The organism is Lysinibacillus sp. FSL K6-0232, from assembly GCF_038008325.1.
Classification (GTDB): Bacteria; Bacillota; Bacilli; order Bacillales_A; family Planococcaceae; genus Lysinibacillus.
Window position 1 is genome coordinate 2402975 of the sequence record NZ_JBBOYW010000001.1, and the last position, 15028, is coordinate 2418002.

The window sequence follows — 15028 nt, forward strand, 5'->3', positions numbered from 1 at the left end:
TGATACTTTCTTTTTATATCGACAAGTTACGCTAAAGAACGGCAAGTCACCGAACATCTCTATTCCCTATTTTAGATAAAAAAATAAAATAAAACTATAGTTTTTTAAATATCCTGTCATCCCGGAATATATTTGGTAAAAGAAAGGATAAGGGCAAAAATCCGCGTTGATTTCTGCGGAAAAAGCAAGATAGAACAACAAAAGCCACCATGCTTTAGCTGACTTCTTGCTATCTTATCCACAGACCATAAGGCGGATTTTTGCCATTTATTCTTTTTATGAGGACTTACGTAACATTTCTGCTACTGTTAATGCGGCTCCTTTTTTCGGCTCCTCCACAAACATATGTGTCACAGCACCGACAAAACGACCATCTTGAATAATAGGGCTGCCACTCATCCCCTGTAAAATACCACCTGTTTTTTCAATCAGCTTGTCGTCAGATACGACAAATTCAAGACGTTCATTTTCAGCTTTTGTAATTTCAATGGAAAAGGTTTCTACTTTACTGCCCTCAATGGCTGTATAAATTTCTGCTTTTCCCAGTTTTATATCTTTTTCATGCATAATTTCAATGGCTTTGGGTAATCTTTGTTGATAGCTATCTTCCCAGCGACCAAAAATACCATATATCGTATTTTTATCGATAGTACCTAGTCGCTCTTGATGTTTTTCAATGGAGGATATTTTATAACCCGGTTGACCTGGTGTGCTTTTGCGAATTTGTTGAATCGAAGCTAAAAAAATGGAGCCAGCTCTAAAAACGGGAGCTTCTTGTAGGGTTGAATCGATAATTTGATGACCAAGTGCACCATAATTTTTTGTCTCTGGATCAATATATGTCAGTGTTCCTACTCCATCTGTTTCATCTTTTAAAAAGGAAATGACATGCTCTGCTTCTTGGTTTTGTAATTCAAGTGTAATTTGTTTACCCTCACTGTTAATCGTCCATTGCTGCTGTCCCTTTTTGGCAACAGCCTGTTTGGCATCAGCCAATGTTTTTACAGGTGTATCATTAATTTTTTCAATAACAGCGCCCCCTTTCATCCACTGATTGGAAGCCAATAGTATATCATGTGCAACAAATACATGTGACAACTGAAGCTGAATGCCAATTGCTTCACCCATTGGAATAAGCTTTTTTGCAGCAAAAGCTTGAATGGGCATCATAAATAAAAAGATGAGCATAGGCAAAATGACTAATTGACGCCAACGACGATTCATACGACACCTCCTTTTCATTTTTGTCTTTTTACTATGTGTTGTTGTGGCATTCTTATAAGCGGTAAATATTTGTGCAAAATGAAAAAACCCAAAAACAGCTTTCACTGCTTTTGGGATCAATCAGGCATGTTATCAATAGGAACACTGGCTATTTTTCGTTGTAAACGTGTGCAAGTATGGATTTCTCCGATGGATGGAAGCTATAGCTGCGGAAACCTAATTTACTATGGGAAATAATACATTTAGAGATCACTATTCGCGCATTTGCTGTTTGCGTTCCTCTGCCATTTTTAAAAGCTCTGTTGCATGCTGCAATGTTAAATTTGTAATTTCTGCACCAGACATCATACGGCTTACTTCTTCAATTCGTGCATGTTGATCGATTTCTGCTAAAGATGTAAATGTGCGATCATGCTCGACTTCTTTTTTAATAAAGTAATGATGATCTGCCATCGCCGCAACCTGCGGTAAATGCGAAATACATAAAACTTGCGAATTAATGGAAATCGCTGCAATTTTTTCAGCAATTGCCTGTGCTACACGACCACTTACACCTGTATCCACCTCATCAAAAATAATGGATGTAATACCATTAGAGGATGAAAAAATTGTTTTTAATGCAAGCATCATGCGTGATAATTCTCCTCCCGATGCAATTTTTGGTAAGGACTTTGGTGGTTCCCCAACATTTGTAGAGATATAGAAAACAATTTGATCTTTACCATTGGCATCGAAATATGGTAATTCATCGAAATTCACAATAAATTTTGCTTTTTCCATATGTAATTCACGTAGCTCTGCCATAATTGCCTCACTTAACTGTTGAGCAGCAGCTTTACGCACTGTTGAAAGCTGTCCAGCTAGCTCATTTAATGTAGCTTCCATCGCAATCACCTTACGTTCTTTCACCTGCAAAATTTCATCACGATTCAGCAGCTCACTTAACTCAGTTTTAATTTTTTCATAATAGGCTAAAATATCTTCCACTGTTGAACCATACTTGCGCTTTAAATTTTGCAGTAAGGCTAAACGTTGCTCTACCTCATTTAAACGAGCTGGGTCGAATTCCAATTCATCTAAAGCATTTTTCACCTGATAAGCAGCATCCTGTAACGCATAAAAGGCAGTTGTTACCGCTTCAGATGCTTCTTTAAATTGCTCATCCACCGTTGCAGCATCTTCTAATGCATCCATCGCATTCCCAACCCAATCAAGTCCCTTTGACTCCCCTTGAATGGCTTCATAGGCTGCGCTAGAGCGTTCAAAAATTTTATTAAAATTCATCAGACGACGGCGTTCATCTAATAGCTCATCTTCTTCACCAAGCTTTAAATTGGCTTCCTCTAGCTCTTTGATTTGGAATTGGTACAAATCAATGCGTTGTGCCATTAATTGCTCATCAATGGAAATAGAGGCTAGCTCCTTTTTGAGTAAACGGTATTCCTCATACTGTGTACTATAGGACGCCTGAATAGGCATAAGCTGCTCCTCTGCAAAATGGTCAAGTAAATGAATATGTTGCTTCTCATCCATTAGCTCTTGATTTTCATGCTGACCATGAATATCAATTAAGCTAGCTCCAATATCTCTTAGTACCGACAATGGCACAAGTTTACCATTCACACGGCAAACACTTTTGCCAGAATCATGAAGGTCACGACGTAAAATAATGGTATCTTCTTCTATTTCAATGCCAGCTTCCTCTAATTTTTTCAGCACAGGATGATCGGTACTTGAAATTTGAAATAAGCCACCTAATTCTGCTTTTCTTGCGCCATGACGAATAAATTCAGAATTGCCACGTCCACCTGCAAGTAAATGGACAGCATCAATAATAATGGATTTCCCTGCGCCTGTTTCCCCTGTTAATACAGTTAAGCCTTCGGAAAAACTAACAGTTAAATCCTCAATGATGGCAAAGTTTCGAATACTAAGCTCTCTTAACACAAAATGTCACCTCTGAAGTAAATTCCCCGCTATTTTATAGCATATCTAATAAACGTTTTTTTGTATTTTCACGTTCATTTTCATCTCGACAAATAATTAAAATCGTATCGTCCCCTGAAATTGTCCCTAAAATTTCTGGCCAATCTAAATGGTCGAGCAATGAGGCAATCGCATTCGCATTCCCCGGAAGAGCTTTCATCACTAAAAAATGCGATGCACCGTCAATACTAACAAAGGCATCTGCCAATGCACGATGTAATTTTTGAACAGGATTGAAACGTTGGTCAGCGGGCAAGCTATATTTATAACGTCCATCCTGTAATGGTACCTTTACTAAATGTAGCTCTTTAATATCTCTTGATACTGTAGCCTGTGTCACATTATAGCCTGCTTCTTTTAAAAAATCGACTAAATCATCCTGTGTTTCAATCTCATGATTAGCAATAATGTCCCGAATTCGTATATGTCTTTGACTTTTATTCATGATCGTCACCTCTTATAAATAATTAAATATATGTATATTCACACTACCATTTTCAACAAAAAAGCACAAGAAAAAACACGGCTCTTTATATGAGCACGTGTTATTTCAAGGCATTATGCGCTTCTTCTACGAGTGCATTAAATGCTGTATATGCAGGAATTTCTTCCTCCCCGATAGGATTCACTAAATGGAATAAAAATTCAATATTCCCTTCCCCACCTGTAATGGGTGAGAAGGAGGCATCCTTTACCACAAAGCCAAGCTCTGTTGCCATAGTAGCTGTTTTTTCAAGCACTTCAAGATGCACCTTTTTATCGCGAACAATACCTTTTTTACCAACCTTCTCTTTGCCCGCTTCAAACTGAGGCTTCACCAATGCCATGACATCGCCACCTGGCAGTAGCAATGTTTTTAACACTGGTAAAATTAACGATAATGAAATAAAGCTAACATCAATTGTCGCAAAATCAGGCAAACCCTCTGTTAAGTCTGCCGCAGTTGTATAGCGGAAATTCGTTTTCTCCATCACGGTAACACGTTCATCGGAGCGAATTTTCCATGCTAATTGGTTAGAGCCTACATCGAGTGCATAGCAATGTCTTGCACCATGCTGTAAGGCACAATCCGTAAAACCGCCCGTAGAGGAGCCAATATCAAGCATTAGCTTCCCCTCTACAGACATATCAAAAATTTGCAGTGCCTTTTCTAGCTTTAAGCCACCGCGGCTTACATATTTTAAATCAGAGCCCTTTACTTGCAGTGGAGCGTCAATCGCAATTTTTTCGCCTGCCTTATCAATGCGAATTTCATTTGAAAAAACAAGCCCTGCCATAATGGAGCGTTTGGCTTTCTCTCTTGTTTCACACAATCCACGCTCAACAAGTAAAAGGTCTACTCGTTCTTTTGGTTGTTTTGTCATTATTTATTCAAACCTACTTGCTGTTTTTGTTGAAGTAATACATGCATACGTGCCACTGTATCCTCTGCTGTCATATGAATTTCCGCAAGTAGCTGGTCAACATTGCCATGCTCAATATATTGATCTGGAATACCGATACGATCAATTAACGCATGTAAGTAACCATGGTCGTGTGCAAATTCCAATACCCCACTACCAAATCCACCTTGTAAAACAGCTTCCTCAATCGTTAAAATTGGTTTATGGCTAGATAAAATACGATGTAGTATCTCCTCATCCATCGGCTTGATAAAACGCGCATTCACCACTTCAATTTCAATACCTTGCTGTGCCAGCATATCCGCTGCTGCCATTGCCATTGGTATCGTTGTACCAAATGTTAAAATAGCTGCATCTTTCCCCTCACGCAACACTTCCCAGCTACCAATTGGTAAAGCGACAAGCTCCTCATCCAATGGTACACCGATGCCATTACCGCGCGGGTATCTTAAAGCGATTGGACCACCATCATAATCAATCGCTGTTTTCACCATATGCTGACCTTCGTTTTCATCCTTTGGCATCATAATGGTCATATTTGGAATATGGCGTAGGAACGCAATATCAAAGACACCCTGATGTGTTTCCCCATCTGCCCCAACTAAGCCTGCACGATCAATACCGATAAAAACATTTAAGTTTGGACGAGCAATATCATGTAACACTTGGTCATATGCACGCTGCAGAAATGTCGAATAAATCGCTAAAAATGGCTTCATTTTTTGTGTTGCTAAACCTGCTGCCATTGTCGATGCATGCTGCTCAGCAATCCCAACATCAAAGAAACGATTTGGAAAATCCTTTTGAATACCTTGCAGCTTTGAGCCAACAGGCATCGCAGGCGTAATTGTCACAACGCGTTCATCCTCACGGGCAATCTTACGAACCGTTTCCGCAATTAAGCTACTCCATGCAGGGCCTTTTGTTTCCGATTTAACAAAGGCACCATTTTCAATTTTATAGGGTCCTGTGCCATGCCAGTTACCAATTGTATCATCCTCAGCTGGCTTATAGCCTTTGCCTTTTTTCGTAATGACATGAACAAGCACAGGCCCTTTTACTTTTTTGGCATGGGATAATGTTGTTTCAAGCGCCTCAAAATCATGCCCATCAATAGGCCCTAAATATTTAAAGCCTAGCTCCTCAAAAAATACACCCGATACGACTAAATATTTCAGGCTGTCCTTTACACGTTCTGCTGTTGATGCAAGCTTGCCACCAAGCACAGGAATTTTATTCATTAAAGATTCTAGCTCTTCCTTCGCCTTTGAATATTCCTTTGCAGTCCGTAAACGTCCTAATACATTGTGTAAAGCCCCAACATTGGGCGCAATGGACATTTCATTATCATTTAAGATAACAATCATATTTGTTTTGGCATGACCAATATGATTTAAAGCTTCTAGTGCCATGCCACCTGTTAATGCACCATCCCCAATAATCGGAATAACAAAGTTTTTGTCTTTCTTAATATCACGTGCTGCTGCCATACCCATGGCTGCTGATAAGGACGTCGAGCTATGACCTGTTTCCCACTCATCATGTTCACTCTCCACGCGCTTTGGAAATCCACAAAGCCCTTTGAACTGACGTAGTGTGTCAAATTGACTCGCACGACCTGTTAAAATTTTATGCACGTAAGCTTGGTGGCCCACATCCCATAAAAACTTATCCTTTGGACTGTCAAACATTTTATGCAGCATAATCGTTAGCTCTACAACCCCTAAATTGGGTCCAATATGCCCACCTGTGACAGAACATTTTTCAATTAAGAAGGTACGAATATCTTGTGCAAGCTGCTCAAGCTCCCTCTTATTTAAGTTTTTTAAAAAGGATGGACTAGTTATTTTATTTAAATCCACCTTTCTCACACACCTTTTCAATAAAATATTCACCGTAATTGTGTTTCCACCATTATAACAGTGTTATCAATATGCTAAAAGCATGAACCCTTCATTGTTTGGCATTTTGCAAATGTTCTCACCTATTCTAGCATATTCTTTTCCTTTAACGCCTTGATTTTTCTCTTAGTTTTTACGATGAACAATATAAGATGCAAAATCACGCAATAAGCTGGCATCTATTGATAATTGATCCAGCGCATGAATGGCATGTTGATAATGCTCCTCCAGCTTTGCTTTGGCTCCCTCTAATGTTAAAAGAGCTGGATATGTGCTTTTATCACTAGCCACATCCTTTCCAGCTGTTTTGCCAAGCTCTTCTGTTGTGCCTTCAATATCTAAAATATCATCTTGAATCTGGAAGGCTAGACCAATATGATGTGCATACTCTTTTAAGATTGTACGATCTTGCGCCGAAACATCCGCTAATACTGCTCCCGCTTCAATACTAAATCGCAACAGCGCACCTGTTTTATTAACATGCACCTGCTCAAGCTCTTCCAAATTAAGCTGACGTTGCTCACCTTCCATATCAAGCACCTGTCCGCCAACCATGCCCTCTGCTCCTGCTGCAACACTTAATAGTTCGACAAGCTCCATGCGTTTTTCAGCAGCAATATCCATACGTGCTAAAATACCGAATGCAAGTGTATTTAAGGCATCACCTGCAAGCGTGGCAAGTGCCTCTCCATATACTTTATGGTTCGTTGGCTTGCCCCTTCTAAAATCATCATTATCCATGCTTGGTAAATCATCATGGATTAAAGAATACGTATGAATAATTTCAATCACAGCGCCTACCGTGAAGCCATCCTGTAAATGTTGACGATAGAGCTCAAGTACCGCTACTACAAAAAGTGGTCGAATACGCTTACCACCAGCCTTTAAAGAATAGAGCATCGAGTCCTTTAAATTAGCGGGCGCCTCAATTTTTTCAACAAGCGCAAACATTGTTTCTTCAATTTGTGGTGTATTGCTTTCGATAAAATATTTTAATGATTCATTCATTGGCTAGCTCTCTCCCTTTAATGGATCAAATGCTGTTGTTTCACCATTTTCTTGTACAATGGATACTAACTGTTCCTCTGCATGTTGCAGCTTATAATGGCAAAACTTTGATAGCTCCATTCCTTGCTTATATAAATCAATGGCATTTTCCAACGGCACATCGCCTTGTTCTAGCTGTCGAACAATTTCTTCTAGTGCTGCCATCGCCTCTGCAAACGTTTGTTGTTTTTCTGTCACAACGATTCCCCCTCATTCTTTGGCAAGATATTCGTCACTTCAGCCATTACCTGCCCATCATGGAAGGTCAGTGTTAGCTGATCCTGCTTTTGCACCTCATTAGCTGATTGAATCACCTGCTGATCTTTAGAGGCTACTGTAAAGCCTCGTGTTAAAATCGCCAGTGGATTTAAAGCTTCCAGTGTTCTAACCGTTGCCTCAAATTGCTGCTGCTGCCTTGTCACATAATACGTTACAGCGCGTGTTAATTGTTGCACTTGCGCTTCAAGCTCCCGTTGATGGAAGGCCAGTGCTTTTTTAGGTGAATGCTGCTCCACCGCACTATGTAACTGCTGAAGTTGCGCCGTTTTTCTCATTAAATCTACCTGCATCGCTTTTTGCAAGTCCGTATCAAGTTGTGCCAACTTTTCCGTAAATGGTCGGTAGAGTCTTTCGGGCATTGCCAAAGGGTACGACTGTTGGAGCTTATTTAGACGCTGTCGCTCAGCCAGAAGTTGCGACCGAACCATTTGATAAAGCTGTGATTGCTGTGTAAGCACCCGCTGATAAAGCTCCGTTTGGTCTGGCACAGCTATTTCAGCTGCTGCTGTTGGTGTAGGTGCACGTAAATCAGCGACATAATCTGCAATAGTTGTATCTGTTTCATGACCAACTGCACTAATAATAGGAATGTGACTGTCAAAAATGGCGCGTGCTACAATCTCCTCATTAAAAGCCCATAAATCTTCAATGGAGCCTCCACCTCGTCCAACAATTAGCACATCACATTGTGCATCCATATTGGCACGTTCAATATTTTCCACAATATTAGGTGCTGCCTGTGCTCCTTGAACAAGCGTTGGGTAGATCAGCACTTTCGCAAGCGGGTAACGTCTGTTTAACGTTGTACAAATATCCCGAATCGCCGCTCCTGTTGTGGATGTTAAGACACCAATTGTTTCAGGAAATGTTGGAATTGACTGTTTCCACTCAGGCTTGAATAGCCCTTCTTTTTGTAGCTGTTCTTTTAATTGATGAAAGGCAACAAATAAGCTACCAATGCCATCAGGCTGCATTTCCTGCACATAGAGCTGGTAGGCTCCATAGTTTTCGTAAACGTTTACATCACCGCGAATAAATACTTGCATGCCTTCCTTTGGTTCAAATGCTAATTTTGTAGCTGCGGTTTTAAACATTGTAGCCGCAATTCGTGCTCCATCATCCTTTAATGTAAAGTAAATATGACCTGATTGATGAAGCTTCACATTTGATAGCTCACCCTTTACATACACCTCACGTAAATGTGGATCAGCATCAAATTTTCGTTTAATATATTTTGTTAATGCTTTTACTGTTAAATAAGAAGCAGAGGACATATTTTCGGCTCCTTTACTAAAATCAAGTTTTTCGCAAAACTACACCTATCATACCATTTTTTATGGTGATTGACGTGTCAAAATGCAGTTTCGCTAGAAAAAATAGTTGTCTTGTACGCTACTGACAACCAACTATAGCATATTCACATGCTTTCTCACTATTAGAAACCGTTGAGGATAATACATCACAGAAAAAGTTCCACATTTACGCTCTAAAAGTCATCTTAAAATGAAACATAAGCTCTTCTATTTCGTTACTATGGAACAATGCTAAAAGGCATCGAGAAATTTAAGCTCGATGCCTTTAGCAACAGTCTAAAGGCCTCTCAAAACAACCGTTGAAATGACCTTTTCCTATCATATTTATTTTGCAAGCGTATTTTCAGCTGCTTGCACTGTGTTGAATAGTAACATTGTGATGGTCATTGGACCAACACCGCCTGGTACAGGAGTAATAGCAGATGCAACACCTTCTACCTCTGTAAAGTTTACATCGCCACAAAGCTTGTTATTGTCGTCACGGTTAATACCAACATCAATCACAACCGCCCCCTCTTTTACATGCTCTTTTGTAATAAAGTTTGCACGTCCCACAGCAGCTATCAAAATATCTGCTTGCTTTGTAAATGAAGGTAAATCTGGCGTTTTAGAATGTGTATACGTCACCGTTGCATCCTTTTGCAATAATAGTTGTCCCATTGGCTTACCAACGATATGACTGCGCCCTACGATAACAGCATGCTTGCCTGCGATGTCAATTCCTGAATACTCAAGAAGCTTCATCACGCCAAATGGTGTACAAGGTAAAAATGTTTCTTGGCCAAGCATCATTTTCCCAACGCTAACAGGTGAGAAGCCATCCACATCTTTCTCAACAGCGATTGTCGCAATCACTGTATCCTCATCAATATGCTTTGGCAGTGGCAATTGTACTAAAATACCATGAATATCCTCACGTTGATTGAGTAATTGAATTTGTGTTAATAATTCCTCTTGTGTCGTTTCCTCTGGCAGTTTTACAAGCTCTGAAAACATCCCAATCGCTTCACAAGATTTTTGTTTATTTCTCACATATGTAGCTGAGGCTTGGTTATCTCCAACTAAAACAACCGCTAAGCCAGGTGTTACCCCGCGCTCCTTTAGACGGTTAACGCGCTCCGCTACCGCATTACGAATTTCTTGACCAATTTCTTTACCATTAATAATTGTACTCGACATAAACCTTCGTTACTCCTTCCAATTCAACACATTATTCTTGTTCTGTAAATTTAGAAAGTACACCATTGACGAATTTAGATGACCCATCATCGCCAAATGTTTTACATAACTCAATTGCTTCATTCAGCACTACTCTTTTTGGTGTTTCAGGCATGTACAATAGCTCGTATACAGCTAGGCGTAAAACCGTTCTTTCAATTTTCGGCAGACGAGCAAGTGACCACTTTTCAAGATGCTGCTCTAAAGTAGCATCAATTTCCTCCAAATGTTCAGCTGTTCCAGTAACAATCTTTTCGTAGAAGACATTTGTCGGTTGACCTTTAATATGGGCCATTGCTTCTTCAACTGTTAAATCTGTATTGTCTAGCTGAAACAATACTTGCAACGCTTTTTCGCGTGCCTCATGTCGTTTCATGTAAAGCTCTCCTTCTTAAGTGGCATTAACGTTTATAATAGCATAAAATCGCCAGAGAAACACGATTTCAAGCAAGTTTTCAATAATCTGAAACCTTTTTTTACCTAAATTAACTATTTATTTTTCACCAATCAAGTAGCAGCATTGCACACAGACAATTGGCGATTCCTCATGAAGAAGCTTTTCCTAAAACCTCAAGCAATGAAAAAATATAAACAAATCCTTTGACCCTATAGTTACTATAGGGGTTATTGTATTACATGGACATATTCTAGATATCGTTTTAAAGGAGAAAGTTATGAGCAAGAAACAACATGTAACACTAGCAATTTTATTATCCAATCTCTTTATTGCCTTTTTAGGTATTGGCTTAGTAATTCCTGTACTGCCAACTCTTATGAATGAGCTTCATATTTCAGGCTCTGTCGTTGGCTTTATGGTAGCAGCCTTTGCCATTACACAGCTAATTGTATCGCCAATTGCAGGGAAATTGGTCGATCGTATCGGTCGTAAAGTCATGATTGTCGCAGGTCTTTTTATTTTTGGTCTTTCAGAGCTACTATTTGGGCTTGGCCGCTCAGTTGAAGTTTTATTTATCTCTCGTATGCTAGGTGGCATTAGCGCAGCCTTTATTATGCCAGCGGTAACTGCCTATATTGCGGATATTACAACAATGGCACAGCGTCCAAAGGCTCTTGGCTATATGAGTGCAGCAATTAGTACAGGGTTTATTATTGGGCCTGGGCTTGGTGGATTTTTAGCTGAATATGGGACACGTATTCCCTTTTATGCTGCTGGGGTACTAGGCTTTATCGCCGCCCTTCTATCACTATCATTCTTAAAGGAACCAACGCGTGTTGAAGACAAGGAGGAGGCTACACCTTCTATGCTTGGCAGCGTCAAGCGAGTGTTTACCCCGCTTTATTTTATTCCATTTATTCTTATTTTTGTGCTATCGTTTGGTCTTGCAGCCTTCGAATCGCTTTTTAGCTTATTTGTTGACCATAAATTTACCTTCACACCAACAGATATCGCCATTATTATTACAGGAAGCGGTATTATTGGTGCATTGGCACAATTAATGCTATTTGATTGGCTAACAAAGAAAATGGGAGAAATCAATGTTATTCGCTACTCGCTTATTTTATCAGCTGTTTTAACATTTGCGATGACGATTGTTAGTCATTATTTCGCTATATTATTTGTGACATTCTTTATTTTTGTAGGCTTCGACTTAATACGCCCTGCCATTACATCCTATTTATCTAAAATCGCAGGCAATGAGCAAGGCTTTGTTGGGGGCATGAACTCCATGTTTACAAGCCTTGGCAATATATTCGGACCTATTTTAGGTGGTAAATTATTCGATATCGATTTAAACTATCCATATTATTTTGCAACCATCGTTTTAGCGCTTGGCGTAATATTAGCGATGTTTTGGCGAAAGCCCAAACATATTGAATTATAAGACAAAGGATTGCCCCTTATCATAGGAAGTGGGTTCATCTATATCACATAAAATACCTCTAAGGTGAGTGTGTACACACAACGTCATTTTAGAGGTTTTTCTATGCTCACAGACAGAAGAGAAATAGATTTATTTCACTTCTTTCTGAAATTTAGGTAAAATAAACCAGAAGATGTATTTTCACAACTTGGGAGGTGCTACGTTATGCGAAGAAGTAAGCGATTTAACCTGGTAGTTGTAGCCACTATTCTTGCCCTTTGTATAGCTGGTATTCTATTTTATGCAGAATATGGAACAAAGAGTCTTGTAGATGAACTCGTTACAAACCCTGATAAATTTGAAGAAGTTGTTGACAGTATTGCTGTTTGAGAAATGAATGGTGGTGTCGATAACAAAAGTATATTAATCGCAACTAAAGAGGATGCGTTATATAAGGAAGTACGCAGCATGTTAAATAATTGGGAGGTAAAGCGGACATTATTTAAAAGCTCGGATGCTTCGAACTCCTATTATAAAATAGTTTTCACTGATAACGATCATCCTACTAATCCCATTAATCTATTAATTTCTAAAGATGAAATGCTGAACATTCACGCAAAAGAATATGAACTTGTTAAAGGCGATTTAGATGACTTACTTAAAATTACTAACTAACTTCCTAAAAGCAAAGGATGATTCAAAAGACATCATTCATCAGCAATTTAGGCTACTTAACTCCGTAGAATACGGTTACTAAGTAGCCTAATTAAATGTGTTATGTTATTTTATCAAATTGCTTATTTATGATTCCTGTGCTGTTGCTTCTTCTTTTTCAAAATGAATGCCTGTAATATGTACATTCACTTCCGCTGTTTCGAGTGCCGTCATATGAAAAATTGCTTGACGTATTTGCGTTTGTACTTCCTTTGCGACCTTAGGAATGGTATATCCATATTTCACAGAGCAAAATACATCGATTGCAATATCACCAGTTTCTGTTACACCTGATTTAATACCTTTATTGTGTACTTTTTTGCCAAAACGTTCAGCAACACCTGTAGCAATATTGCCACGCGTTGCAGCAATACCTTCAACCTCATTTACTGCGATTCCCGCTACAATCTCGATTACTTCAGCCGCAACCTCTATTTTCCCCAGCTCTTCTTTTCCAGAAGGTGTTGGTTGTACGAAAGATTGTCCTACTTTCTCTGCCATACAAATATCATCCTTTCCCTTGCACATCACAAACAAATGCTGTACTTACATTTATTATACTATAAAAAAGAACGTTTGGCTGTCGAAAGCCATTTTATCCGATAAATTTAAAAAATTGGGCGATAAAGCCTATTTTTTATTCGATAACTTTCACAATCTAATCAATACATTTAACACCAGTAATTCAAATAAACAAAAACCTCCTAACTACTAAAAGTTAGAAGGTTTTAAAATCGCAAACGCTTACTTAACTGATTCAGCTACACCTAACACATCATTCTCTTCCAAGAACTTTGTATTGAATTGTGCGGATTTGAAGACATCATTGTTCATCAGTGCTTGGTGGAATGGAATCGTTGTATGAATACCAGGGCCCGCTACTTCGAATTCGCTAAGGGCACGGTTCATTTTCGCAATCGCCTCTTCACGTGTATCTGCATGCACAATCAGCTTTGCGACCATTGAATCGTAGTATGGTGGAATCGTATAGCCTGCATACACAGCCGAATCAATACGAACGCCATAGCCACCTGGTGTCACATAGGTTTCCACCGTGCCTGCTGATGGCATAAAGTTTTTATAGGCATTCTCTGCATTAATACGGCATTCAATCGCCCAACCCTTTATTTGAATATCCTCTTGTTGAAATGGTAATGCCTCACCAGAGGCAATCTTTAATTGTTGCTGGACAAGGTCAACGCCTGTAATCATTTCTGTGACAGGATGCTCTACTTGGATACGTGTATTCATTTCCATAAAGTAGAACTTGTCCTCCTGATAATCGTAAATAAACTCAATTGTCCCTGCACCTTCATAGTTACATGCTTTTGCTGCTTTGACCGCTGCCTCGCCCATTTCTGCGCGACGCTCCTCCGATAATGCTGGGGATGGCGCTTCCTCCACTAGCTTTTGCATACGACGCTGTACCGTGCAGTCACGCTCGCCTAAATGCACCACATTGCCATGGCTATCTGCAAGCACTTGGATTTCACAGTGACGGAAATACTCGATAAATTTCTCTAAATACACGCCCGGGTTGCCGAATGCTGCAGCCGCCTCTTTTTGCGTAATATCAATGCCTTTGACAAGGTCTTCCTCTGTACGCGCGACACGAATCCCTTTTCCGCCGCCGCCAGCCGTTGCTTTAATAATGACAGGGTAGCCGATGTTCGCTGCCCACTCTTTTCCTGTTTCAATATCGGGTACAATGCCTGTCCCCGGCACAAGCGGCACGCCTGCTGCTTCCATTGTTGTGCGAGCAACATCCTTAATCCCCATAATTTTAATGGAGTCAGAGGATGGTCCGATAAATTTAATGCCTGCGTTTTCACATGCCTCTGCAAAATCAGCATTTTCAGCGACAAATCCGTAACCTGGATGGATCCCATTTGCCCCTGTTTTTTCAGCCACACTTAGCAGGGCTGGAAAACTAAGGTATGAATCTTTTGATAATTTTGGTCCGATACAATATGCTTCATCGGCTAATTTCACATGTAATGCGTCTGCATCTGCCTCCGAGTAGACAGCCACCGATTGAATGCCTAGCTCTTTACAAGCACGAATAATACGCACAGCGATTTCGCCGCGGTTGGCAATTAACACTTTTTTCATGGGTTTTG

General features: G+C 39.8%; 15 protein-coding genes. 3 read left to right on the top strand and 12 right to left on the bottom strand.

The features are described from left to right. Nucleotides 1-276: 276 nt before the first annotated feature. From MHB42_RS11705 to nusB, 10 genes are all read right to left on the bottom strand, one after another. Nucleotides 277-1224, bottom strand: a complete 948-nt coding sequence (locus MHB42_RS11705; RefSeq protein WP_340806329.1) for a SpoIVB peptidase S55 domain-containing protein — start codon at nt 1222-1224, stop codon at nt 277-279. 252 nt (nt 1225-1476) lie between these two features. Next, nucleotides 1477-3171, bottom strand: a complete 1695-nt coding sequence (gene recN, locus MHB42_RS11710) for a DNA repair protein RecN (RefSeq protein ID WP_340806330.1) — start codon at nt 3169-3171, stop codon at nt 1477-1479. Between the two features lie 34 nt (nt 3172-3205). Then, entirely contained in the window at nt 3206-3655 is a 450-nt protein-coding gene (ahrC, locus tag MHB42_RS11715; RefSeq protein WP_340806331.1) for a transcriptional regulator AhrC/ArgR, read from the bottom strand. 100 nt (nt 3656-3755) lie between these two features. After that, entirely contained in the window at nt 3756-4574 is an 819-nt protein-coding gene (locus tag MHB42_RS11720) for a TlyA family RNA methyltransferase (RefSeq protein WP_340806332.1), read from the bottom strand. After that, the gene (gene dxs / locus MHB42_RS11725) at nt 4574-6475 is read right to left on the bottom strand and encodes a 1-deoxy-D-xylulose-5-phosphate synthase (protein WP_340806333.1); all 1902 of its coding nucleotides are present in this window, start codon (nt 6473-6475) and stop codon (nt 4574-4576) included. Before dxs ends, MHB42_RS11720 begins: the two co-directional genes overlap by 1 nt. A gap of 165 nt (nt 6476-6640) precedes the next feature. Further along, nucleotides 6641-7522 carry a polyprenyl synthetase family protein gene (locus MHB42_RS11730; protein WP_340806334.1) on the bottom strand — a complete coding sequence of 294 codons (882 nt, stop codon included), beginning with the start codon at nt 7520-7522 and terminating at the stop codon, nt 6641-6643. Between the two features lie 3 nt (nt 7523-7525). Next, nucleotides 7526-7759, bottom strand: coding sequence for an exodeoxyribonuclease VII small subunit (locus MHB42_RS11735; RefSeq protein WP_340806335.1), 234 nt, complete (start codon nt 7757-7759; stop codon nt 7526-7528). After that, nucleotides 7756-9114: an exodeoxyribonuclease VII large subunit gene (gene xseA / locus MHB42_RS11740; protein WP_340806336.1), complete on the bottom strand. Its 1359-nt coding sequence runs from the start codon at nt 9112-9114 to the stop codon at nt 7756-7758. Before xseA ends, MHB42_RS11735 begins: the two co-directional genes overlap by 4 nt. 363 nt (nt 9115-9477) lie before the next feature. Beyond that, nucleotides 9478-10332, bottom strand: coding sequence for a bifunctional methylenetetrahydrofolate dehydrogenase/methenyltetrahydrofolate cyclohydrolase FolD (gene folD / locus MHB42_RS11745; RefSeq protein ID WP_340806337.1), 855 nt, complete (start codon nt 10330-10332; stop codon nt 9478-9480). A 31-nt stretch (nt 10333-10363) separates the two neighbouring features. Further along, nucleotides 10364-10747, bottom strand: a complete 384-nt coding sequence (gene nusB, locus MHB42_RS11750; protein WP_340806339.1) for a transcription antitermination factor NusB — start codon at nt 10745-10747, stop codon at nt 10364-10366. Nucleotides 10748-11045: 298 nt separating this feature from the next. Between nusB and MHB42_RS11755 the strand changes: the two genes are divergently transcribed. From MHB42_RS11755 to MHB42_RS11765, 3 genes are all read left to right on the top strand, one after another. Beyond that, nucleotides 11046-12215 carry an MFS transporter gene (locus MHB42_RS11755; protein WP_340806340.1) on the top strand — a complete coding sequence of 390 codons (1170 nt, stop codon included), beginning with the start codon at nt 11046-11048 and terminating at the stop codon, nt 12213-12215. 204 nt (nt 12216-12419) lie between these two features. Then, nucleotides 12420-12584, top strand: a complete 165-nt coding sequence (locus MHB42_RS11760) for a hypothetical protein (RefSeq protein ID WP_340806342.1) — start codon at nt 12420-12422, stop codon at nt 12582-12584. A 3-nt stretch (nt 12585-12587) separates the two neighbouring features. Further along, nucleotides 12588-12869, top strand: coding sequence for a hypothetical protein (locus MHB42_RS11765; protein ID WP_340806343.1), 282 nt, complete (start codon nt 12588-12590; stop codon nt 12867-12869). Nucleotides 12870-12995: 126 nt separating this feature from the next. On the opposite strand, the gene MHB42_RS11770 is transcribed toward MHB42_RS11765, so the two are convergent. Both MHB42_RS11770 and accC read right to left on the bottom strand, forming a co-directional pair. After that, nucleotides 12996-13409, bottom strand: a complete 414-nt coding sequence (locus MHB42_RS11770; protein WP_340806344.1) for an Asp23/Gls24 family envelope stress response protein — start codon at nt 13407-13409, stop codon at nt 12996-12998. Nucleotides 13410-13652: 243 nt separating this feature from the next. Next, entirely contained in the window at nt 13653-15020 is a 1368-nt protein-coding gene (accC, locus tag MHB42_RS11775) for an acetyl-CoA carboxylase biotin carboxylase subunit (RefSeq protein WP_340806346.1), read from the bottom strand. Nucleotides 15021-15028 lie beyond the last annotated feature (8 nt).

What these genes read in the sequence shown, in the direction of transcription:
- MHB42_RS11705 (WP_340806329.1), bottom strand. Translation starts at nt 1,224, where the DNA reads ATGAATCGTCGTTGGCGTCAATTAGTCATTTTGCCTATGCTCATCTTT.
- ahrC (WP_340806331.1), bottom strand. Translation starts at nt 3,655, where the DNA reads ATGAATAAAAGTCAAAGACATATACGAATTCGGGACATTATTGCTAAT.
- MHB42_RS11720 (WP_340806332.1), bottom strand. Translation starts at nt 4,574, where the DNA reads ATGACAAAACAACCAAAAGAACGAGTAGACCTTTTACTTGTTGAGCGT.
- MHB42_RS11730 (WP_340806334.1), bottom strand. Translation starts at nt 7,522, where the DNA reads ATGAATGAATCATTAAAATATTTTATCGAAAGCAATACACCACAAATT.
- xseA (WP_340806336.1), bottom strand. Translation starts at nt 9,114, where the DNA reads ATGTCCTCTGCTTCTTATTTAACAGTAAAAGCATTAACAAAATATATT.
- folD (WP_340806337.1), bottom strand. Translation starts at nt 10,332, where the DNA reads ATGTCGAGTACAATTATTAATGGTAAAGAAATTGGTCAAGAAATTCGT.
- nusB (WP_340806339.1), bottom strand. Translation starts at nt 10,747, where the DNA reads ATGAAACGACATGAGGCACGCGAAAAAGCGTTGCAAGTATTGTTTCAG.
- MHB42_RS11755 (WP_340806340.1), top strand. Translation starts at nt 11,046, where the DNA reads ATGAGCAAGAAACAACATGTAACACTAGCAATTTTATTATCCAATCTC.
- MHB42_RS11760 (WP_340806342.1), top strand. Translation starts at nt 12,420, where the DNA reads ATGCGAAGAAGTAAGCGATTTAACCTGGTAGTTGTAGCCACTATTCTT.
- MHB42_RS11765 (WP_340806343.1), top strand. Translation starts at nt 12,588, where the DNA reads ATGAATGGTGGTGTCGATAACAAAAGTATATTAATCGCAACTAAAGAG.
- MHB42_RS11770 (WP_340806344.1), bottom strand. Translation starts at nt 13,409, where the DNA reads ATGGCAGAGAAAGTAGGACAATCTTTCGTACAACCAACACCTTCTGGA.
- accC (WP_340806346.1), bottom strand. Translation starts at nt 15,020, where the DNA reads ATGAAAAAAGTGTTAATTGCCAACCGCGGCGAAATCGCTGTGCGTATT.